The 22,371-nt window shown below is 36.3% G+C and carries 20 protein-coding genes; 4 read left to right on the top strand and 16 right to left on the bottom strand.

The window, feature by feature from the left end; all coding sequences use genetic code 11:
- Nucleotides 1-47: 47 nt before the first annotated feature.
- Both ABH942_RS08795 and aroC read right to left on the bottom strand, forming a co-directional pair.
- Nucleotides 48-1,616, bottom strand: a complete 1,569-nt coding sequence (locus tag ABH942_RS08795; protein ID WP_370031142.1) for a choice-of-anchor J domain-containing protein — start codon at nt 1,614-1,616, stop codon at nt 48-50.
- Between the two features lie 156 nt (nt 1,617-1,772).
- Complete coding sequence (aroC, locus tag ABH942_RS08790) at nt 1,773-2,864, bottom strand: chorismate synthase (protein WP_370031139.1); 1,092 nt, start codon at nt 2,862-2,864, stop codon at nt 1,773-1,775.
- 138 nt (nt 2,865-3,002) lie between these two features.
- On the opposite strand from aroC, the gene ABH942_RS08785 reads away from it, so the two are divergent.
- Nucleotides 3,003-3,827, top strand: a complete 825-nt coding sequence (locus ABH942_RS08785) for a UDP-2,3-diacylglucosamine diphosphatase (protein ID WP_370031137.1) — start codon at nt 3,003-3,005, stop codon at nt 3,825-3,827.
- Nucleotides 3,828-3,967: 140 nt separating this feature from the next.
- Nucleotides 3,968-4,456 carry a hypothetical protein gene (locus tag ABH942_RS08780; RefSeq protein WP_370031135.1) on the top strand — a complete coding sequence of 163 codons (489 nt, stop codon included), beginning with the start codon at nt 3,968-3,970 and terminating at the stop codon, nt 4,454-4,456.
- A gap of 51 nt (nt 4,457-4,507) precedes the next feature.
- On the opposite strand, the gene ABH942_RS08775 is transcribed toward ABH942_RS08780, so the two are convergent.
- The 11 genes from ABH942_RS08775 to ABH942_RS08725 form a co-directional block, all read right to left on the bottom strand.
- A complete protein-coding gene (locus tag ABH942_RS08775) occupies nt 4,508-4,960 on the bottom strand; it encodes a protease complex subunit PrcB family protein (RefSeq protein ID WP_370031133.1) in 453 nt (150 codons plus the stop codon).
- Nucleotides 4,961-4,962: 2 nt separating this feature from the next.
- Nucleotides 4,963-6,093: an N-acetyl-alpha-D-glucosaminyl L-malate synthase BshA gene (gene bshA / locus ABH942_RS08770; protein ID WP_370031131.1), complete on the bottom strand. Its 1,131-nt coding sequence runs from the start codon at nt 6,091-6,093 to the stop codon at nt 4,963-4,965.
- 309 nt (nt 6,094-6,402) lie between these two features.
- A complete protein-coding gene (locus ABH942_RS08765; protein ID WP_370031129.1) occupies nt 6,403-6,870 on the bottom strand; it encodes a DUF1801 domain-containing protein in 468 nt (155 codons plus the stop codon).
- A gap of 25 nt (nt 6,871-6,895) precedes the next feature.
- Nucleotides 6,896-9,805, bottom strand: a complete 2,910-nt coding sequence (locus tag ABH942_RS08760; protein WP_370031127.1) for a glycoside hydrolase family 3 N-terminal domain-containing protein — start codon at nt 9,803-9,805, stop codon at nt 6,896-6,898.
- 16 nt (nt 9,806-9,821) lie between these two features.
- Nucleotides 9,822-10,304, bottom strand: coding sequence for an ABC transporter ATPase (locus ABH942_RS08755; RefSeq protein ID WP_370031125.1), 483 nt, complete (start codon nt 10,302-10,304; stop codon nt 9,822-9,824).
- Nucleotides 10,305-10,306: 2 nt separating this feature from the next.
- The gene (locus ABH942_RS08750) at nt 10,307-10,915 is read right to left on the bottom strand and encodes a hypothetical protein (protein WP_370031123.1); all 609 of its coding nucleotides are present in this window, start codon (nt 10,913-10,915) and stop codon (nt 10,307-10,309) included.
- A gap of 31 nt (nt 10,916-10,946) precedes the next feature.
- Nucleotides 10,947-11,738, bottom strand: a complete 792-nt coding sequence (locus ABH942_RS08745; protein ID WP_370031121.1) for a (Fe-S)-binding protein — start codon at nt 11,736-11,738, stop codon at nt 10,947-10,949.
- 46 nt (nt 11,739-11,784) lie between these two features.
- Nucleotides 11,785-12,231, bottom strand: a complete 447-nt coding sequence (locus tag ABH942_RS08740; RefSeq protein ID WP_370031119.1) for a phosphoheptose isomerase — start codon at nt 12,229-12,231, stop codon at nt 11,785-11,787.
- Nucleotides 12,232-12,275: 44 nt separating this feature from the next.
- Nucleotides 12,276-13,604, bottom strand: coding sequence for a 4Fe-4S dicluster domain-containing protein (locus ABH942_RS08735; protein ID WP_370031117.1), 1,329 nt, complete (start codon nt 13,602-13,604; stop codon nt 12,276-12,278).
- Nucleotides 13,605-13,612: 8 nt separating this feature from the next.
- Nucleotides 13,613-14,584 (bottom strand): MlaD family protein, encoded by a 972-nt coding sequence (locus ABH942_RS08730; protein WP_370031115.1) that lies wholly within the window; start codon nt 14,582-14,584, stop codon nt 13,613-13,615.
- Between the two features lie 57 nt (nt 14,585-14,641).
- Entirely contained in the window at nt 14,642-15,841 is a 1,200-nt protein-coding gene (locus ABH942_RS08725) for an N-acetylmuramoyl-L-alanine amidase (RefSeq protein WP_370031113.1), read from the bottom strand.
- 84 nt (nt 15,842-15,925) lie between these two features.
- On the opposite strand from ABH942_RS08725, the gene ABH942_RS08720 reads away from it, so the two are divergent.
- Nucleotides 15,926-18,673, top strand: a complete 2,748-nt coding sequence (locus ABH942_RS08720; protein WP_370031111.1) for a putative LPS assembly protein LptD — start codon at nt 15,926-15,928, stop codon at nt 18,671-18,673.
- 12 nt (nt 18,674-18,685) lie between these two features.
- Nucleotides 18,686-19,066, top strand: coding sequence for a RidA family protein (locus ABH942_RS08715; protein WP_370031109.1), 381 nt, complete (start codon nt 18,686-18,688; stop codon nt 19,064-19,066).
- A gap of 96 nt (nt 19,067-19,162) precedes the next feature.
- On the opposite strand, the gene ABH942_RS08710 is transcribed toward ABH942_RS08715, so the two are convergent.
- From ABH942_RS08710 to pfkA, 3 genes are all read right to left on the bottom strand, one after another.
- Nucleotides 19,163-20,011, bottom strand: a complete 849-nt coding sequence (locus ABH942_RS08710; RefSeq protein WP_370031107.1) for a BadF/BadG/BcrA/BcrD ATPase family protein — start codon at nt 20,009-20,011, stop codon at nt 19,163-19,165.
- A gap of 216 nt (nt 20,012-20,227) precedes the next feature.
- The gene (gene gap / locus ABH942_RS08705; RefSeq protein WP_370031105.1) at nt 20,228-21,229 is read right to left on the bottom strand and encodes a type I glyceraldehyde-3-phosphate dehydrogenase; all 1,002 of its coding nucleotides are present in this window, start codon (nt 21,227-21,229) and stop codon (nt 20,228-20,230) included.
- An 89-nt stretch (nt 21,230-21,318) separates the two neighbouring features.
- Nucleotides 21,319-22,305: a 6-phosphofructokinase gene (gene pfkA / locus ABH942_RS08700; RefSeq protein WP_370031103.1), complete on the bottom strand. Its 987-nt coding sequence runs from the start codon at nt 22,303-22,305 to the stop codon at nt 21,319-21,321.
- Nucleotides 22,306-22,371 lie beyond the last annotated feature (66 nt).

The following is a 22,371-nucleotide window of genomic DNA, read 5'->3' as shown; positions in this document are numbered from 1 at the left end:
AGCCATTAAGTTAAAATTAATGGCTTTAATAAAAAGTTAACTAAATTTTAGTTTTTAATAATCTTTTTAGTTATTGATCCTTGGTCAGAGTTAATGTTCATCATATAAACACCTGCAGCCAAATCAGAAATGTTAACTTGTGCAGAAGAATCTCCATTTAAATTAGCAGTTTTAACTGTACGGCCATTCAAATCTGTAATAGTAAGGTTATTTAATAAAACATTTGAATCACTAGAAATGTTTACGATACCATTTGATGGATTTGGATATACAGATAATTTAGAAGCTAAGAATTCATTAGTACTCAATACTGAAGTCATAACAATTTTATCCAGAACTATTGATGTTGCCCCAGTAGGAGTAGCAGCATTATTATGATTAAAAGAGAAATAATACACACCAGCTGAAGGAGCCGTATAGGTTGCTGTCGTTTCTACAAATGTAAGACCTACAACGGTAACAGTAGATAAGGTCGTAGTTTGAGCAGTGGCCGTAGGAGCATTTCCAATTTTTGCCAATAACGTATTATTTATTGTAGAACTTGTTGAACGTGTAGAAAATTTAAGGGTAACCTGTTCACCTGCTGATAAGCTAATTGGTCTTGAAAACAACCATCTGTTAGTAGCAGCTGTAGTAGAAGAGTTACTGAATGACATTTGCACACCATCTGCATAAAAAGCAGCACCGGCTGTATTATTTAATGAGAATGCCCCAGACCATCCATCTACATTATAACCTCCGCTTGCAGCTGAAGTTTCAAAACCATAAGTATAAGGCAAACTATTTGGCGTAAAGAAAGAAAACGGGCCTACCCATATACTGCCACATGAATTTCTAACATAATATTGATATCTGGTATTTGGTGTTAGCGGTGTAGTTGTTGTATATGAATTTGTAGCAGAAGTACCTGTAACTGTTGGCGTAAATCCAGGAGCACCAACTGCTATATCATAACCTGTTGCGCCAGCAACTGCAGTCCAGCTTATTGTTGCACTTGTAGGATTAATAACATTTGTAATAACTCTTTCAGGAGCTGCACATGTAAGATTATTAACTACGTGTATGTTATCTATGGCAAGAAGGAACATATCGTTTGAGAAGTTTTGGAAAGCGATATACACATTTTGGCCAGCATAAGCTGTTAAATCAACAAATCTTCTTGTCCAGTCAGTATTTTCACCCGATGTACCAGTTGTACCATTACCTTGAACAAATAACTGGGTAGTAAAGTTTGCGACTGCATTTCCGGTAGTAGAAATGAAAACCTTGTAAGAATCTCTATAGGTCGCATCATAAGCTTTAGCATCCCAATACAATCTGCTCGACCCTGCAGGAATAGCAATTGAAGGAGAAACCAACCAGTCATTTGAAGCTCCTACTGGTGTGTAATAAGAGGTGCTCATCGCAACTTTATTGTCAAATTCTTCGCCAGTAGAAATCCAGGCAGCATTAACAAAGCTTACAGCAGCATTTGGAGTTTTGTTGTCCACATTATAAAGTGTCCATCCTGCAATTCCAGGCCCTGCTCCATCCCAATTTTCTTGGAAAACAATTTGACTCTTTACTGCTTGGTTGAATCCAAGTACCGTAAGAGATAATAGTAAAATTTTTTTCATAAGATTAAGTTTTTTTTATTTACTCACAAATGTAATAGATTATATATGAATAAAAAAAGCCATTACGTTAAAAACTTAATGACTTCTTCAAAATTATCAGTAAAAAATCAGTTTTTGATAATTTTCAAAAAACTTATATTTAATTTATTTTCATTTTTATTTATTAAAATCATCCTTTAAATGCAATGTTAATTGTTTTTTACCAAGGATATAATAATCTGCCAAAACCAATGCCGCCATCGCTTCTACTATAGGTACAGCTCTTGGAACAACACAAGGATCATGTCTTCCTCTTCCCTGCATTTCTACAATATTGCCATGTACATCCAAAGTTTCTTGTTTTTGCATTATCGTAGCCACAGGCTTAAAGGCAACCCTGAAATAAATATCCATTCCATTACTAATTCCGCCTTGTATACCTCCGGAAAGATTAGATTTTGTAGTACCATCCGAATTATATAGGTCGTTATGTTCACTTCCTTTCATTTTTGCACCGCAAAAGCCGCTTCCATATTCAAAACCCTTTACTGCGTTTATAGACAGCATTGCTTTGCCCAATTCAGCATGAAGTTTATCAAAAACCGGTTCACCCAAACCAATCGGAACATTTTGAATTACGCAAGTTATGGTTCCACCAACCGTATCGCCTTGTTTTCGTATTTCCTTTATATAATCTTCCATCTTTTTTGCCGTAGCTTCATCAGGACAACGTACCGGATTGCTTTCTATTTTAGAAAAATCCAATGCTTGGTAAGGCTTATCAATAAAGATATCCCCTACAGAAGAAACAAATGCATTAATTTTTATTGTTGGAATTACCTGTTTTGCAATGGCTCCCGCCGCTACTCTACTAGCCGTCTCTCTAGCCGAACTTCTGCCGCCGCCTCTGTAATCTCTGACTCCGTATTTTTGTTCATATACATAATCAGCGTGGCTAGGCCTGTAACTGTCCTTAATATGAGAATAGTCATCTGATTTCTGGTTGGTATTAGGTATAATAAATCCGATAGGTGTGCCTGTTGTTTTTCCTTCAAAGATTCCAGACAAAAATTGCACTTCATCATCTTCTTTTCGCTGTGTTACAATAGCTGACTGACCGGGTTTTCTTCGTGACATTTCAAAACGGATCGCATCAAAATCTAAAGTAATTCCCGATGGGCAACCATCAATTATTCCTCCTAAAGCCTCACCATGTGACTCACCAAAAGTTGTAAGTCTAAATAGATTTCCAAAACTATTTCCTGCCATTTTATTTCATTTTAACGCAAATGTAGGGATTATGCACAAGATTTAGACTTAATTATATCATCACTATATGTTAACATTCTCATAAGTATTATGTCACGTATCTTTTATTTATTTGTTAAACTTTTAAAGCACAATAAATTGAAAAAGAGAGTTGTTGATTTAGTAGTAATCTCAGATGTGCATCTGGGTACCTTTGGTTGCCATGCTAAAGAACTTCACAATTATCTTTGCTCCATTAAGCCCAAAATCTTAATCTTAAACGGAGACATTATCGACATCTGGCAGTTCCGAAAATCGTACTTCCCAAAATCCCATCTAAAAGTAATCCGGAAAATTTTAGATTTTACTTCAAAAGGCACTCAGGTCTACTATATTACAGGAAATCACGATGAGATGTTACGTAAATTCAGCGATTCAAAAGTTGGTAATTTTTCTATCGTCGATAAGCTAGTTTTAGATTTAGATGGTGAAAAGGCCTGGTTCTTTCATGGTGACGTTTTTGATTCTTCCGTTCATCACGCAAAATGGATTGCCAAGCTTGGCGGTATTGGTTATGATTATCTGATATTGCTTAACCGCTTTATTAACTGGTGCTTAAAAAAAATGGGCAAAGAGCCTTATTCTTTCTCAAAAAAAATAAAGTCGGGTGTTAAATCTGCCATCAAATTTATATCGGATTTTGAAACGGCAGCCATAGATCTGGCTATTGAAAACAAATACAATTATGTTGTCTGTGGTCATATTCACGAACCTAAGATATTAAATCAGACAAACAAAAAAGGAAAAACTGTATATCTTAATTCCGGTGATTGGGTTGAAAATCTGACCGCTTTGGAATACAATAAAAGACGTTGGAAATTATACCGCCATTCCGAAAATGAGGAAATTATTGAAGAAGATTACCACGAAATGGAAACAAAATTGACTGAAAAGTTAATGACAAGCTTCTTTGTCACAAAATAAAGTCAAAAAAACGAGTTCATTTTTTATTTGATTATCAGTAATTTATAAAATTTGTCACCTTTTTTGTGTTATAAAAACTATAATTTAACATTTTTTGGCAATATTATTGCTACCTTGTATAAAACTCTAAATTAAATTTTATGAAAAAATTGTTTTTATCAGCTTTTATGCTAGCAGGGATGGCATTCAGTATGCAAGCCCAAGAAATTTCAAAAAATGCATTGGGATTACGTCTTGGAGACAATGATGGTTTTGGTGGTGAGATTTCCTATCAAAGAGGTTTGTCAAGCAACAATCGTCTAGAAGTAGACTTAGGTTGGAGAGATAGCAACCATGTTGATGCAATCAAATTGACTGGTTTATACCAATGGGTATGGAACATTGAAGGAGGCTTTAACTGGTATGCCGGTGTTGGTGGTGGTCTTGGTACCTGGAGCTATGACTACAGAGGAGCAGATGACAGCGGTACGTTTTTCTTTGTTGCCGGTGATATCGGTATCGAATATAAATTTGATATTCCTTTGATGCTATCTTTAGATTTCAGACCTGAGTTGTATTTCAACCATGACGAGTTTAGAGACAATAGTTTTGGACCAGACATCGCGTTAGGTATCCGTTACACTTTCTAAAAACAGATATAGCTATAAAAGAAACATCCCGGATATCCGGGATGTTTTTTTTTATTGGAATATGATTTCTTTTGTTGAATTGATTTTGACTATGGTAAAAGGATTTGTTAAAGCCATAGTTACAATATCACCAGAACCGGGACTGCTTTCCTTGACATCAACATAAATCTTCCCTCCTTTTTCTGTAACGTTTTTGACCTTAATTGCATAACCTCCTGTATTTTTTTGTCCCATAAATAATGCGACAATTCTTTCTTTTGAAAAATCAATTTTAGGTATCTGGGGATCATTTATAGCTTCGTATAGTTTTTCTAATGACGCTTTGTCTTTTATGATTTCATAGGACTTTACCTCCTTACCTTGGTAAGCAGATTCACTTAAAATCTGATACAAGGCAGTTTGTTGATTTTTTTTCACTTCTGCAGGTTTTTGATCAGCTGCTTTTTTCGTACTGCTGCAACAAAACAGCAGAAAAACAAACGGCATCAAGATTAGTTTTTTCATAATTACTTGTTTTTTAATGCCTTCTCATAAATGGCTTCATACAAAGGCATGATGTTTAAGATATCAAACTGTTTTGCCACATTCAGGGCATTTTGTTTAAATTTACTCAATTCTTCATCATTTGCCAAAATTGATAACGCATTTTTTGCCATATCGTCAACATCACCTACATTGCTCAAATATCCTGAAATTCCGCTAAAATTAACTTCAGGTAGTCCGCCGGAATTACTTGAAATAACAGGAACACCACAAGCCATTGCTTCTAAAGCCGCCAGACCAAAACTTTCTGTTTCTGACGGAAGCAAAAATAAATCTGTGTAACACAATATTTTATCAATATCGTTACTGTTGCCAAAGAAAATCACCTTATCACTGATTCCCAGCTCTTCACACAGAATTTCTGCTTTCTCTTTTTCCGGACCTTCACCAACCATCATCAACTTAGCCGGTATTTCTTGTTGAATTTTATAAAAAACTTTTACAACATCAGGAATTCTTTTGATAGCTCTGAAGTTACTGATATGGGTTATGATCCTTTCTTCTTTAGATGCCATCAAAGCTCTTTGACAAGGCGCATTCTCATCCAGTCGGTTTTTGTTGATTTCAATAAAATTCGGAATTACTTCTATGTCTTTTTTAATATCAAAAAGCTTATAGGTTTCATCTTTCAAACTCTGTGAAACCGAGGTAACTATATCGGATTTATTAATACTGAATGTTACTGCCGGCTTATAAAAAGGATGGCTTCCCACTAAGGTAATATCGGTTCCGTGAAGTGTTGTTACCATTGGGATTTTTATACCTTCATGTTTCAACATCTGCTTTGCCATATATCCTGCATAAGCGTGTGGAATGGCATAATGAACGTGAAGCAATTCAATTTTATGCAGCTTGACCATATCCACCAGCTTACTGGAAAGGGCTAATTCATACGGTTGGAAATGAAATAGCGGATATTCGGGAACGTTGACTTCGTGATAGTGAATATTTGGATTCAAAAGTGCCAATCTCACAGGCTGGCTATAAGTGATGAAATGTATTTCGTGTCCTCTTCTGGCTAATTCAAGACCTAATTCTGTGGCGACTACGCCGCTACCTCCAAAGGTTGGGTAGCAAACAATTGCAATTTTCATAATTACTCCTAAAATGAGTAACGAAAATACTCAAAAAAGTAAGGCAAAACTGAATTTTCATTAAAATTAACGCTTGTACAATCTTGAGAACGACCAGACCATTTTCATAGAAATCCAACTTAGATTTATCATAAAAAATAAGTTAAATGTATCTTTTTGGTAAAATGATACGCAACCTCCATGAATCTTTTGTATCTCATTAAAGTAATGTAGATCGAGCTGATAAAATAATATCAAGAATATGATTTTAAAAGCGAGGTTTGTTTTAGTTTTAAAAAAAGCCAATCTTTAAATAAGATTGGCTTTTTATTATTTTGCGTTTTGCTTCCTAAACTCTCTTTCGTATATCTCAATCCATTTTTCAGGTGAGATTTTTCCAAGCAGTTCTCCTATTAGTTCATAAGGAATCTGATCCATTTTTTTAAAGCGGATACAGCTTTTCCCCATGTCGAGTTTTAGCTTGGAATGTTTTGGATATTCGTTTACAAACCAATCCAGCAATTTTGGATCGGCATAAATTCCCATATGATACAATGCTATAAAGTTTTTCTGCGATGCAAGGCTTAGAAATGGCAAGGGGATTTCAGGATTACAATGATATCCGTCCGGGTATAATGAAAATGGTACGCAATAGCAAAGCATTCCATAGTTTATGTTCTCTTCAAAGCCTTTTGGAAGTTTTTCCAGAATAACATTCCTTAATTTATTGACAGCTTCTTTTCTTTCTTCAGGAAGATTGTCTAAATATTCTTGCGGATTTTTTGCTGTTGACTGCATGATATTCTTTGGTTTGGTTAAACTCCTACTTTTCTATTGCATCGTAAATTACTTTCTGGATATTCTCACGAACATTCTCTTTCGATAAAGTATTTGGCGCATTTGAATCCGGGTAGGTTCTGTTAGATAGGAAAATATAAATAAGTTCTTCCTCTGGATCGGCCCAAGCCATTGTTCCGGTAAATCCGGTATGTCCAAAACTCGATTTTGAAGTACAGCCGCATGTTGGACCTGGTGTGCCCGGCAATTGCGGTTTGTCAAAACCTAGAGCTCTTCTGTTTCCTTCTTTGCAAAAATAGCAGGTATTAAAAGCATCAAATGTAGCAGGACTAAAAAACTGCACTCCTCCATAATTTCCTTTTTGGAGATACATCTGCATAATTTTAGCCAAATCTATTGTATTCGAAAAGATTCCTGCATGGCCTCCTACTCCGTCCTGCATAGCTGCTGCCATATCATGCACATATCCTTGAATGGTTTGGTATCTAAAATATTTATCTTCTTCTGTAGGCGGAATGACACTCATGTCAAATTTTCTCAACGGGTTGTATGTTGTACTATTCGCTCCTAGTTTTTTATAGAAATTTTCCTCAGATAAAACATCTAGTTTTTTTCCTGTTTCTTTTTCAAGATATTCCTTCAAGATTATAAATGTAAAATCACTGTATTTGTATTCCTTTTTTGGCAACAGCTTGCTCTCGGCTATTTTCTTGATGATAGTATCTTCATAATCATTTCTCAAGAATAAGTTCTCGGCTACTTGCAACGAAAATTCCGGAGTCAGTCTATTTTTATAGTATTTATCACTAGGCTTTTTGTCTGCATTTAGCGTAGCCTGATAAAAAGGAATCCACGCCTGAAGTCGGGCATAATGCGATAGCAATTCTTTAAATGTGATGTTCTTTTTGTCGGTATTTTCAAAAACCGGAAGCATCGTTCCTAATTTGGTATCAAGAGTAAACTTTTTCTGGTCATAAAGCTGCATTACATCTGGCAAAGTAGAAACTATTTTTGTCAAAGAAGCTACATCGTATATATCCGAATTCTTAACTTTTATTTCATTTTTATAGTCATGATAACCGTACGATTTCTGATATACGACTTTTCCTTTTCTTGCTACAAGAACCTGTATTCCAGGCGTCATTTGTCTTTCGATCGCATTATTGGCTATAAGATCAATTCTTGCCAATGTTTTAGAACTCATGCCAACATTCTCTGCAGCAGTAAAACCAAGACGGTTGAGTTTTTTTGTCTTTAATCCGTCATTTACCTTAAAGGCAGTTCCTATTGAAACCGGGAGTTTTCCTTTAGATTCGATTGCTCCAAAAATAAGCTGGGCTGAAACATTCTGTGCTACCTCACTATTCTGATACGAAACAACCAATCCTTCAATATCACTGAAAGAATTTATCGGAATCAGGGAATATGGTTTTGTAAAAATATCAAGGATTACCTTATTGTTTTTAGCTATTTCCTGAATTTTGACCAATTCATCTACTGTAAAATCATGCTTTTTCCAGGCTCCGTCGGCTTTATGATATCCAATGATTACGGTTGTATATTTTTTCAAGTCTTCAATCATCAGATGTAAGCTGTCATTTTGAACTTCTGTGACCTCGGCATACTGTCGCAACGTATTCAAAAAAGAAGTATTGGTATCATCGCCCAGCTTTACATAGGCTATTTTTTCATTAGCTACATCTTTGATCGGCAAGATTTCGTTTTCATTTTTTAAGACCGTTATCGCATTTTCATATAATTGATATTGCAAAGCTTGTGCATCGGAATTATTCAGGTCATCATACAAATACGGAATATCAATCGGTTTGTAATTATTCAATCCGGCCATGTATTTATATCTCAATATTTTCTTTACAGATTGTTCCAGTCTTTTTTCTGAAATGACAGTGTCCTGGATGGCAACACAAATTTTCTCTAAAGCCAAAGGAACATTTTCTGCAAAAAGCAAAATATCATTCCCTGCTTTAAAGGCTTCCAAATCGATGTCGCCCGGCTGTTTAAAATTTGTCGCTCCTTTCATATTCAGAGCATCCGTAAAAATAAGTCCTTTAAAATGAAGCTCGTTCTGCAAGATATTAGTCACTACATTATAAGAAAGCGATGTAGGATAGTTTTCTCTTGGCTCCAGACTTGGAACATTTAAGTGGGCTACCATAACGCTGGCAAGACCTTCACGGAATAATTTTTTGTAAGGATAAAATTCGATGTCGTTAATTCGCTGTCTTGTAAAATTAAGCATTGGCAGCGTATGGTGTGAATCGGTTTCCGTATCACCATGTCCCGGGAAATGTTTTCCGGTTGCGAAAACACCCTGATCTTGGATACCTTTCATCAAAGCGAGCGCTCTTTCGGTTACGTTAATTTTATCTTCACCAAACGAACGATTGCCTATAATTGGATTTTTAGGATTGGTATTGATATCCAAAACAGGAGCAAAATTGAACTGTATGCCCATTCTTCTGCTCTGCTGCCCGTATTTTTCACCAACTTTTTCAATTAATTTCATGTCCTGGATGGCTCCAAGAGTCATGTTCCAAGGATAACGGATGACGGAATCCAAACGCATAGCCAATCCCCATTCTGCATCAATACCTACAAAAAGTGGCACTTTAGATTTTGATTGGAAACGATTGGTTAATCTTGCCTGACGTACAGGTCCGCCCTGAAAGAAAATTACTCCTCCAATATATTGGTCTCTGATAAGTTTATCAATAGCATTAAAGTGAACGCTATCTTTATTAGAATAGGCCGCAACCATAAAAAGCTGTCCTATTCTTTCCTGCATCGTCATTTTATTATAGATGCTGTCAACCCAGATTGTTTCTTTGGTTCTATCTAAAGTTAATTTAGGTTCACGAAGCTGCGAAAAGGCAATCTGACTGATGAACAGTAGCGCTACAACAAAATATCTCATTCAAAAAAAATTTGGTTTAGAAGAAACGGCTATGCCAGCTTTCTTTTGCTGGAACTTCCCAATATTCATGCCATTCTCCTATAGTGTTAACGAGATTATTGAAAACAATTGTGTTTGCCGAAACGGCTTTTTCTTTGGCCATTTTTTTAAATTCGACCAATGGTTTGTGGGCAATATGTTCACCTAGCTTGAAAGTAACATTCATCTTATCCAATAAATCAACGCCGTATTTCTGCTCTAGTTGTTGTATAAATTGAACCGAACTATCTATAGAACAACCCGTTGCCGATTGTACTTCCTGATTTACGGCTAAGATGATAAATCTATTGTATTGTAGCAAATACGATGCTTCAAGACCTGTTCCGTGAGCTGCCCAATTTTCAACAAATGCTTTAAGGTCTGATTCGATTTCAGCCATTTCATCATCTGAGAATTTTCTATTGGACTGGTATATCCAGATTTTTGATTCGTCTGGCATATTTTCAAAAGGAATATACATAATTATTGTATTTTTTTTATGCCTTGGATCACTTTGTAATTCCTGAAATCCTTGGCTTTTGGATCATAAAATTCTTGTTCCCAATATTCAACGGAAACTTTGTCATTTTTCTTGAGTTTATTCTCTATCAAGAGATTCGAGTCTTCAAAGAATGTCAATACCATAAGAGTATGGTTTCTACCTGAATTATCTTTGACAACAACAGTAAGGAACTGTTCTGATTTTATTTCTACTATCTTTCCCTCCAAACTAAGCGCCGGAATTTCTTCCGCTTCTGCTTCATCAGCTTCCATGTCAGCAAACATCATCAATAAATCTGGACAAATACTCACCATTTTCATTCCTACATCACTACCTAATTTTTCCATAGCTCCTTCGGTTTCAATAATATCGCCATATTTGGCGGTTACTTCTTTTTCATGGTTTGAATAGCTTGAAACAATACACAATCCTAATTGCATTTGTCTTTGTTCTGCTGTTGCATCTTTCAGTGTTTTCATTTTTTCATTAACACAGGAGCAGACTTCTTTTGTTAATACATCAAGAATATCCTGGCTTTTAGCACTCAGGCAAAATAATGACAGTACAAATACAAACAGTAATTTTTTCATCGGAGGAATTGATTTCTTAGATTATAGCTTTTTACAGATCTTTAGCATTAGCTATCAATTCTGCAACATCCATCACTTTTATCTCTGCCTCTTTTTCTTTATGTTTTACACCATCAGTAAGCATGGTGTTGCAAAACGGACAGCCGGCAGCAATAATCTGAGGAGCGGTTTCAAGAGCATCTTCCGTACGCTCAATATTTACTTCTTTGTTTCCTGGTTCCGCATCTTTAAACATTTGAGCGCCACCAGCACCACAGCATAATCCATTTGCTTTTGAACGTTTCATTTCGACAAGTTCAACGTCAAGTTTTTGAATCAGCTCTCTAGGCGCTTCATAAATTTTATTGGCTCTTCCAAGATAACAAGGGTCATGGAAAGTAATTCTTTTTCCTTTGAACTGACCGCCTTCAATAGTAAGCCTTCCTTCGTCTAAAAGAGATTTTAAAAACTGTGTATGATGCACAACTTCATAAGTCCCTCCTAATTCCGGATATTCATTTTTTAATGTATTAAAACAATGCGGACAAGCGGTTACTATCTTTTTTGCTTCGTAGGCATTCAGCACCTCAATATTCATCATGGCCTGCATCTGGAACAAAAATTCATTTCCAGCTCTTTTGGCAGGATCTCCTGTACAACTTTCTTCCGTACCAAGCACAGCAAACGAAACGTCTGCCCTGTTTAATATCTTAACAAAAGCTTTGGTTATTTTTTTTGCCCTATCGTCAAAACTTCCGGCACAACCTACCCAAAAGAGTACTTCCGGCTGTTTTCCTTGAGCTAACATTTCGGCCATTGTTGGCACTGATAAAACTTCTGACATATTTTGTATAGTTTCGTTTCGGGTATTTATATAGTTTTACCCTTTTTTATTCGTGTTTTCCGTCATCAAAAACCTGTATGGTCACTTCTTTCTCTACAAGATCTGTAAACTTTCCTCTGTAACGGGTTGCTTTCACCAAGTGATTATCAATCCAATGGTAGTTACCGCCTCTCGGTTTTCCCATAACCATTCCGTGGTATTTGAATCCGTGTATTTTTAACCACTGTTCAGTGATTTCGCGATGCGCTTCTGTTCTCGATGTGAAAAAGAAAATTACATGTCCTTCGTCATACCATCGATTCAAAGTTGCAAGTGCATCAGGATATACCGCAGCAGTCAGCATTCTTTCAGGCTGTTCGTTCGGAATATCATCACAAATAGTTCCGTCAATATCAATAAGGTAGTTTTTAATTCCTTCAGGCAATATCGGACTGATCTGCTCTCCGTTTTCGGTAGCCGACATTAAATTTTTATCGATATCTTCTGTTTTCATTGTAAACTAATTAGTTAATGGAACTATCAAATAGCTACTGTTTTTTAGTTTTCGTTTTTCCAATTCAGCCTGTCCTGTTGACTGTACTGCCATGGTGCTCCATTGTTTTCAACATTGGTCATCATAGCATTCAATGACATTGGAGCTGCACTTTGTTCCATTACAAGATAACGTCTCATATCCATAATAATAGAAAGCGGACTAATATTAACCGGACATTCTTCAACACAGGCATTACAGCTTGTACATGCCCAAAGTTCTTCGGCAGTAATATAATCGTTTAGTAATGTTTTATTATCTGGTACAAAAACGCCTTTATTGGCATCGATGTTTCTTCCTACTTCTTCTGCCCTGTCACGCGTATCCATCATGATTTTTCTAGGCGATAGTTTTTTTCCTGTCAGGTTTGCCGGACAAGAAGACGTGCAACGCCCACATTCCGTACAAGTATAAGCATTTAACAACTGTACCCAGTTTAGATCCTGAATATCACTTGCTCCGAATTTTGCAGGAGCAGCGTCAGTATCAGCCGGCGGAGCAGCAAACGGATCTGCATTCGGGTCCATCATTAACTTAACTTCTTTGGTTACCGATTCCAGGTTATTAAATTTTCCAAGAGGATTCAGGTCTGCGAAATAGGTATTTGGAAAAGCCAAAAGGATGTGCAAATGCTTCGAAAAATAAAGATAATTCATGAAGGTTAAAATCCCTATAATATGCATCCACCAGAAAACTCTTTCTAAAATAAGAAGCGTTTCAGTATTTATACTATTAAATATTGGAGTTATAAACTGACTAATTGGAAATGCACCTGCCTCTATAAAATGAGGCGCTCCTCTATGTTGCAGAGTCAAATCGGCAGCATTCATCAATAAGAAAAGACACATTAGGACGATTTCAAAATAAAGGATATAATTGGCATCACTTTTTGGCCAGCCTTTTAAATCGTTATGAATAAATCGCTTTAACTTAATAATGTTTCTTCTTGCCAAAAAAGTAATTACGGCAACCAGAACCAAAATAGCCAATATCTCAAAAGACCCGATTAATATATTGTATGCCATACCCATAAAAGCAAAAACTCTATGCGTACCGAAAAGACCATCAATGATAATTTCTAAAAGCTCTATATTAATGACAACAAATCCAATATAGACAATTATGTGAAGTATTCCGGCAATTGGTCGTTTAACCATTTTGGATTGGCCTAAAGCTATCCTGGCCATATTCGCCCATCGTTCCTTTTTATTGTCAGAACGATCCACATCTTGCCCCAGCTTGATGTTACGGATGAGTTTTTTAACGTTTGATATAAAATATCCAAAACCAACAGCCAGTAAAACCGCAAATAATATATTATCGATATAGCTCATCCGCTTTCCTAGTTTTTAATAGTATCTTTTATCTTTTTTGTTTCGGTTTTAGGCTCTACGTACGGTGTTCCTTTTTTTCCGAAAACAGAGAAGTGTACATAACGCTTCGGATTATTTTTCAGGTCAGCAAGCAATTGTTTTAGCTCAAGTGATGCACCTTCCAGATTTTTGTACATTCCTTCATCTTTAAGCAGCTTTCCTAAAGAACCTTTTCCTGCCTGTACATCGTTGATGATGTTGTCTACATTTGCAAGTGATTTTTCAAGTTTCTTCACTGCCTGTCCTAAATTAGCCTGTGCTATTGAATCGGAAAGTTTAGAGAAATTTGACGATGTATGATCCAGGTTTGCAAAAGTGTTATCAATTTTTGACTTATTGTCTGCAATTAATGAATTCACTCCTTTTGCAGCCTGACTGAACTCTTTCATGGTTGAAGCCAATTCAGCAATAGAAGCCTTTAGATTCTCTTGTGTTTTTTTATCAAAAATGTTATTGATATTTACTAGTAAGCTATCTGCAGAGACTACCGTCTTTTCAACTTTTTGTTGTAGCGGTGAAAGTTTATCACCTATAGATGAAAGCATGCCCGGTTTTACATCTGTCAATAAAATTTGTCCGTTCTCAGCTTCTACAGGGTCTTTGAAATTTGGAATAATGGCAATGCTTTTTCCGCCAATAAAACTCGGCTCATAAATTTTAGCAACGCTTGATTTCGATATAGGAAAATCGGTTTTCACCTGAAGTTCTACTAATAATTTTCCGTTTCCATTTAAGGTAATGCTATTAACTTTACCAACAGCAAGACCATTAATAGTTATAGGTGCAGAAGGAGCCAGCCCTTCTACTTCGTCATATACGGCATAAAATGTCTTGTAATCGTTAAAAAGATCTCTTCCTTTTAAAAAACTATATCCCCAAATAAACAATAATATTGAGGAAATTACTAAAATAGCTGTTTTGACTTCTCTTGATATTTTCAAAGCTTCGGTGTTTTTAAACAAATTTAATTAAATAATTTCAAACGCTTCTCCAACAAGCTATTTTAATGCTTCTTGGATACTGATTTTTTTGCCATTTTTAAAGGCTATAAGATAGGAAGTGGTAAATCCTTTTGATTTGGCTTCTTGTACCAGTTCTTTTGCTTTTTCATAATCACTGGTTTCGCCATACATATATTTATATAGATTGCCTTCAGAAATCATCGAAATATTATCCAGGCCTTTAAAATTGCTAGGAACAAGATCGAGTTTGGTACCGCTTGCTGAAATCTGTACTTTAAACAATACGCCTTTTGAATCTGTTTTTGAATCTGTTTTTGTTTCAGCAGTCTTTACTTCTGGTTTTTTAGGCTCAGGAACCTTAGTAACCGGAGCTTTAGCACTGTCTTTCTTTGCAGTCGAAGCCACTTCTTTTGGTCTTTCAACTTTTAGTGCTTCTTTATCAATTTTATTTTCTATGGAGGTACCTCCGTAATATTCTTTTTTGTAACCCATAATTGCGTCGGCTATAGCTTTTGCAATTTCGTTTTGGCCTTCTTCAGAATTCAGATATTGTCCTTCAGTCTTATTCGATAAAAATCCCATTTCAATCAAAACGCTAGGCATAGATGTTTTGTGCAGTACCATAAAAGGCGCCTGTTTTACTCCTCTGCTCTTACGACTTAATTGTTGTGTGAAATTATCCTGGATTTTACTTGCCACAGCAATACTCTGATCAAGGTGCTCTTCCTGTATTAGTGTAATACCTATTAAAGATTCCGGTGATTTTGGATCGTAACCCGCATACTTTACCTTATAATCTGCTTCAAGAGTAATTACCTCGTTTTCGTTTTTCGCTACTTCAAGGTTCGATTTTACCTTAGTAAGACCCATTACATACGTTTCTGTTCCGAAAGCTTCAGAATTTGGATTCGAATTACAGTGTATCGAAACAAACAAATCAGCATTTGCTCTGTTTGCAATATTGGCACGTTCTACAAGTTCGATAAATACATCCGTGTTTCTTGTGTATACTACATCAACATTAGGCTGCTTGTCCAGCAATCTTCCCACCTTTAAAGCAACAGCAAGTGCAATGTTTTTTTCAACGAAGTTATTTTTTACTGCCCCAAAATCTTTTGAACCATGACCCGCATCAAGAACTACTTTAAATTTATCCCCTGATTGTCCAAAAGCAGCAAAAGATACAATACAGGCTAATATGACGAGCGAATGTTTGAATTTCTTATGGATGTACATATGTTGCTAAAGTTAATTTAAATAAAAATGCTATGGCTATAATTTTGATATTTCCTTATTTTTGATGGAAAAATATATGTAAGTTTGGCACGTCAAAAATTAAGCCATATTTTTACAAAAATAGTATTTAAACCTTTGCGCACAAACTTATTTCATATCGTTTTATCAGCAATTTTCCTAACATTAGGAACCGCGGAAACTTATTCTCAAGAAGGAAAAAATAAATCTACTACAATAGCTGCTGAAAAACAGCCAAATACAAAAAAAGATACTGCTACCGTAAGCTTGTCTGACCTGGTTAAACCTGTCGATTCTACCGCGCAAGACACTACAAAACCCGTTAAAAAAGCATTTTTAGAAAGCAGAATAAAACGTAAGGCTGTAGATTATGAAAAAATGGATCAGAAAAAAAAGCAGCTTACTCTTTATAACAAAGCAGAACTGTATTATCAGGATTTCGAGCTTAAAGCAGGAATCATTGTTATGGATTATGAAAAGAACGAAGTGTATGCCGGAAGGATTAAGGATTCACTCGGAAATTACACTCAACGCCCTGTTTTTAAGCAAGGAGACAACGTTATCGAACCCGATTCTATTCGTTTTAATACGGTTACTAAAAAAGCGCTGGTATGGAACTCCCGATCTACTCAAGGCGAATTAAATATTAAGGGAGAGATCACAAAAAAAGAAAACGATTCTGTTTATTTCATTAAGAATGCGAGAATAACTACTTCAAAGAATATTGACGATCCGGAATACTACTTTCTTGCCCGTAGGCTAAAACTTGTGCCAGGAAAAAAAGCTGTTGTAGGACTTACCAATATGGTTATTGCCGATGTCCCGACACCTTTAGGAATTCCTTTTGCTTTTTTTCCTATGTCAAACAAAGGAACCTCAGGTTTAATCCTTCCCTCGCCTAACAACACAAACAGACAGGGTTTTGCATTACAAAACGGAGGTCTCTATCTTGCTCTTTCAGACAATTATGACCTTGCCATTCTGGGGGATTATTATACCAACGGAAGTTATGCCATGCGTTTTGAATCCAGTTATGTACAGCGATACAAATTCCGAGGCAACGTAAATATTCGTTTTGAAAATCAGATCCAAAGTGAACGTGGTTTTCCTGATTATACCAAAGCAACACAGTATAATATCCAATGGTCACATACACAAGATCCAAAGGCCAATCCTAATTCCAGATTTTCTGCCTCAGTAAACTTAGGAAGTAGTAAATATTACCAGCGGTCTATGAACCAGGCTAACGTAGGTTCTGCATTAAATAATACATTAACCTCTTCTGTTTCCTATTCCAAAACTTTTAATTCGGTTCCGCAGGTGAATATGTCCGTTACGGCTACGCATTCCCAAAACACGCAGACTGAAAGTATTAACATGACTTTACCAACATTTCAAGGTAGCGTTGACCGAATCTTCCCATTTGCTTCTGAAGATGAAACTAAAAAAGGATTTATAAAAAACATCAACTTCCAGTACAACCTAAACGCTCAAAACCAAATATCTACCAAAGATTCTTTGTTTTTCAAACCTCAGATGTTTAGGGACGCACGCGTTGGTTTCCAGCATACAATTCCTGTCAGCACAAACTTCAAAGTTTTTAAATATTTTAGCGTATCTACCGGTGGAAGCTATAACGAAGTCTGGTATCTGAAAACTATCGAAAAACGTTTCAATCCGGTAACTCAAAAAATAGACAACCTTGATATTCGTGGGTTTGATGCATTCAGAACTTATAATTTCTCCAGTAGTATAGGTACAACCGTTTATGGTACGTTCAATTTTGGAGAAACCAAAAAAATACAAGCGATACGTCACGTTATGAGACCTTCGCTTTCTTATAGCTATACCCCAAGCTTTTCAAAATATTATGATACTTACGATCCAGATGGAACGGGAACTATGCTAAAAGAATATACTCGTTTTGAAGGAGGAATTTATGGAGCACCAGGAAAAAACATTTCCAACAATATTGGATTTAGCTTGAGTAATACGTTTGAGGCAAAAGTAACAGACAAAGATAGCACCAAGACGGAAGCCAAAAAGGTTATGTTGTTGAACAACCTGAACCTCTCTACTTCATACGATATGACTGCCGACTCGCTTAAATTAGCTCCTTTACGTGTGAGTGGTGGTACTGCCCTGTTTAAAGAGAAAATGAACATTAACTTCGCTGCTACTCTTGATCCTTACGCTCTGGATAACGCCAATAGAAGAATAGACAAGTTCAATATTGACAATGGAGGAAGCCTATTCCGTCTGTCAAGTGCCAATGTTACTATTAACTATTCATTCTCAAGCTCAGATGGAACAAACGAAAATGACCGATCTGATCCATTGAAAAATCAAGGATTAAGAAACGGAGGACGTGAAGATGATTTGTTTGGAACTGCAAGAGATTTAGGAGACAACAGGCAAAGCCAATTTAATGACGACGATACGGAGAAAGCGGAAAAAAGGACAAAATTCTATCATGCTCTGCTTCCATGGAATCTGAACCTGGCCTATTCCCTAACCTATAATAATTCCGCCCGACAAAATCAAATAACAAACAATTCCCTAATGATTTCCGGAAATATCGACCTGACACCGCGATGGAAAGTGGGAGTATCAACTGGTTATGACTTTGTTCAGAAAGGTGTTACCTTTACTCAACTTCGTTTTGAAAGAGATTTATTAAGCTGGAGAATGGATTTTAACTGGATTCCTCTTGGAGATTACACGTCCTGGGGATTCTTTATAGGAATCAAATCTTCAGTATTGAGCGATATTAAGTGGGATAAGAGAAGACAACCAGACAGAAGATTACGTTAATCCAAATTTAGTATGAAAAAAATAATATTTACAGAAAAAGCTCCGGCGCCAATAGGGCCATATAATCAGGCTGTAGCATTTGGCAATACTCTTTTTACTTCAGGACAGATTGCTATCAATCCGGAAACTGGCGAACTGGTTTTAGATGATATCGAAACCGAAACCAAACAAGTAATGGAAAATATGAAAGCTGTTTTGGAAGAAGCTGGAATGACTTTTGAAAATGTAATAAAGACATCCATTTTTATTATGGACATGGGCAATTTCGCAAGAATAAATACCGTGTATGGAAGTTATTTTGATGAAAAAACTGCTCCGGCAAGAGAAACCGTGCAAGTGGCAGGATTGCCAAAAGGCGTGAATGTTGAAATTTCGATGATTGCTATGAAATAGTTTCAATAGCACTGATTAGTGGATTATAGAAATTTCTTTACCTTATATAAAATAAAAAAGCCGCTCCAATTGGAGCGGCTTTTTTGTATTTACGATTTAGTTAATCTTGTGGTATTCTATTAGTCCGTCAATCGGTCTTCTTAAAACATTGCCCAGTTTCAAACCGTTTTTATCAAGTACTTGCTTTAATTCATCTTTCAGGTAAAAAGCGATGGAACCTACAAAATGAACCGGTACTTCACGACAGTCTTCAAATTGAGTGATGTAATTATCTACAAAAACCTGCATCGCTTCGAATACGAGTTTTTGGATAAATTCATCATCTTTATGTTGGATAAGGAATTTAGCAAATGTTGCCAGATAGGCATTTGGATTGGCCTGCTTATATAAATGGTTTTTGATCACATCTGGGTCCAAATCATATTCCTTTTCAAAAAGAGAAGCCAAATGTTTAGGCATCTTGTTAAAATAATAAGCACGGATTAAATCCCTACCAAAACGGTTGCCACTACAATCATCCATAGCAATATAGCCTAACGATTGTATTTTTTGGTGCAATTCTACTCCATCAAAGTAACTGCAATTAGAACCCGTTCCTAAAATCGATATGATTGCCTTTTCATTAGTCGGGTTTGTCGCATAAGCCGCTGCGTATGTGTCTTCCTTTACAGATACTTCTGCATGTGGAAAAAATTCCTTGAACGTTTCAGAAAGTGAATTTTTCATACGGTCTGTGCCGCATCCGGCTCCATAGAAAAAAAGATGCGTTACGTCCTTACGGTTATGATAGATATCGAAACGGTCTTCCAAGCGCTCAATAACTTCTTTTTTATCTAAAACTTCAGGATTTAGTCCTAAAGATTGCGTGGTAAACAACTTATTGCCATTATCATCTAATGCAATCCAATCTGCCTTTGTTGAGCCACTATCTACTAATAATTTCATTTATGGTTTGTTAGTTTGTTTCATAATTACTGCCGAAGCCGTAAAAAACAGCTTCTTAATCCTCTTTATTTTTATAACAAACCCGCCCTGGAATTGTAGTCCAGGAAAGATTTAAAAAACTAAAGTAAGGAAAAAATGGTTTGGGAATATGTATAGATTGTTTCTGAAAATAAAAAAGTCCCGTCAATAGTAATGACGGGACCATTCAATTATTAATTACAATTGTGCGATATGTACAGATAAATCAATTAGTTTGCTCGAATATCCGTATTCATTATCATACCAGGAAACGAGCTTAAAGAAAGTCGAGTTTAGCCCGATACCCGCTTTAGCATCCACGATTGAAGTGCGAGAATCTGAAATAAAGTCCTGAGAAACCACATCATCTTCAGTATATCCGATAATACCTTTATAGTCTGTTTCTGAAGCATTTTTCAATACTTTCATGATATCATCATAAGTAGTTTCTTTCTGAAGTTTTACGGTCAAATCTACTACAGAAACGTCGGCGTTTGGAACACGCATCGACATCCCTGTCAATTTTCCGTTCAATTCCGGGATTACTTTTCCTACTGCTTTAGCAGCACCGGTAGAAGCCGGAATAATATTTAAAAGAGCAGCTCTTCCGCCACGGAAATCCTTACGGGAAGGTCCGTCAACTGTCAATTGTGTTGCCGTTGTCGCATGAACCGTTGTCATTAATCCTTCAACAATTCCGAAATTGTCATTGATTACTTTCGCTAATGGAGCCAAACAGTTTGTTGTACATGAAGCATTAGAAACAATCGTATCTGCGGCTGTAGCTTTTGTGTGGTTTACTCCCATAACAAACATTGGAGCGTCTGCTGATGGTGCTGAAATTACAACTTTTTTAGCTCCGCCTTTGATGTGCTCGTTTGCTTTTTCAAGAGTTGTGAAAATTCCGGTACATTCTGCTACTACATCTACTCCTACTTCGTCCCATTTTAATACAGAAGGATCTTTTTCTGCTGTTACACGTATCAGCCTATCATTCACAAAAAGTTTTCCGTCTTTTACTTCAACTGTTCCTGCAAAACGACCGTGTACCGAATCATATTTTAATAGGTAGGCCAAATGTTCTACATCTAATAAGTCGTTAATGGCTACTACTTCTACGTTATCTCTATTTATGGTTTCTCTGAAAACGATTCGACCAATTCTACCGAAACCGTTTATTCCTAATTTTACTTTTGACATTTTTTACTTGCTTTGGGCTTTAAGCGCGCGCTTTCTGCCGATTATATAATTTGTTTATTTACTTGTTTGTGGGAAATTGCGACTAAAAATTAAGTCGTCATGATATCCGATACTCGTAACAGCTCCCTGTCTATTTGCGAATGACCTTTGATAGCTTGTTCTAAAGGAGTCAGTTCAATCTTGTCATTCAGAAGTCCTACCATATAATTGCTCTTTCCGTCTAGGATCGATTCTACGGCCTTAACTCCCAATCGACTAGCCAAGACACGGTCAAAGCAAGAAGGTGCTCCACCACGCTGCATATGTCCTAAAACAGAAACACGAACGTCATATTCCGGCATGTTTTCTTCAACATAATCTTTTAGTTCGAAAACATTTTTTCCGATTTTATCTCCTTCCGCTATTACTACAATGCTAGATGATTTTCCAGATAGTTTACTTTTGCGTAACGATTCTAATAATCGCTCCAGTCCCAGATCTTCTTCCGGAATTAATATTTCTTCTGCTCCTGCACCAATTCCCGCATTTAGGGCAATATGGCCGGCATCACGTCCCATAACTTCTACAAAGAAAAGTCGGTTGTGGGAACTTGCCGTATCTCTGATTTTATCGATAGCTTCTACAACAGTATTTAAAGCAGTGTCATATCCTAATGTGTGGGTAGTTCCGTAAATATCATTGTCAATAGTTCCCGGAATTCCAATAATTGGGAAGTCATATTCTTTGTTAAAAACCAAACCTCCGGTAAAACTTCCGTCACCACCAATAACAACCAAGGCTTCTACACCTGCAGCAGACAAATTGCTATGCGCTTTTTTTCTGCCTTCTTCAGTCATGAATTCTTTAGAGCGGGCTGATTTTAAAATCGTTCCACCTTTATTGATGATATTGTTTACGCTTCGAGGTCCCATTTCTTTAAAATCGCCTTCGATCATACCTTGGTATCCTCTGTAGATTCCGATACATTCAATGTTATGATAAGCGCAGGTTCTGACAACCGAACGGATAGCGGCGTTCATCCCCGGAGAATCTCCTCCAGATGTCAGTACGCCGATTTTTTTTATTGTTTTTGACATTTATTTGCTGTTAATACTGTAAAATTAGCAAACAAATATTACTTTAAGGATAGGGTTTTTAATAAT

It is taken from the genome of Flavobacterium sp. 28YEA47A, from assembly GCF_041262125.1.
Classification (GTDB): Bacteria; Bacteroidota; Bacteroidia; order Flavobacteriales; family Flavobacteriaceae; genus Flavobacterium.
Note: the sequence above shows the minus strand (reverse complement) of the source record. Positions and strands in the feature narration are given on the sequence as shown.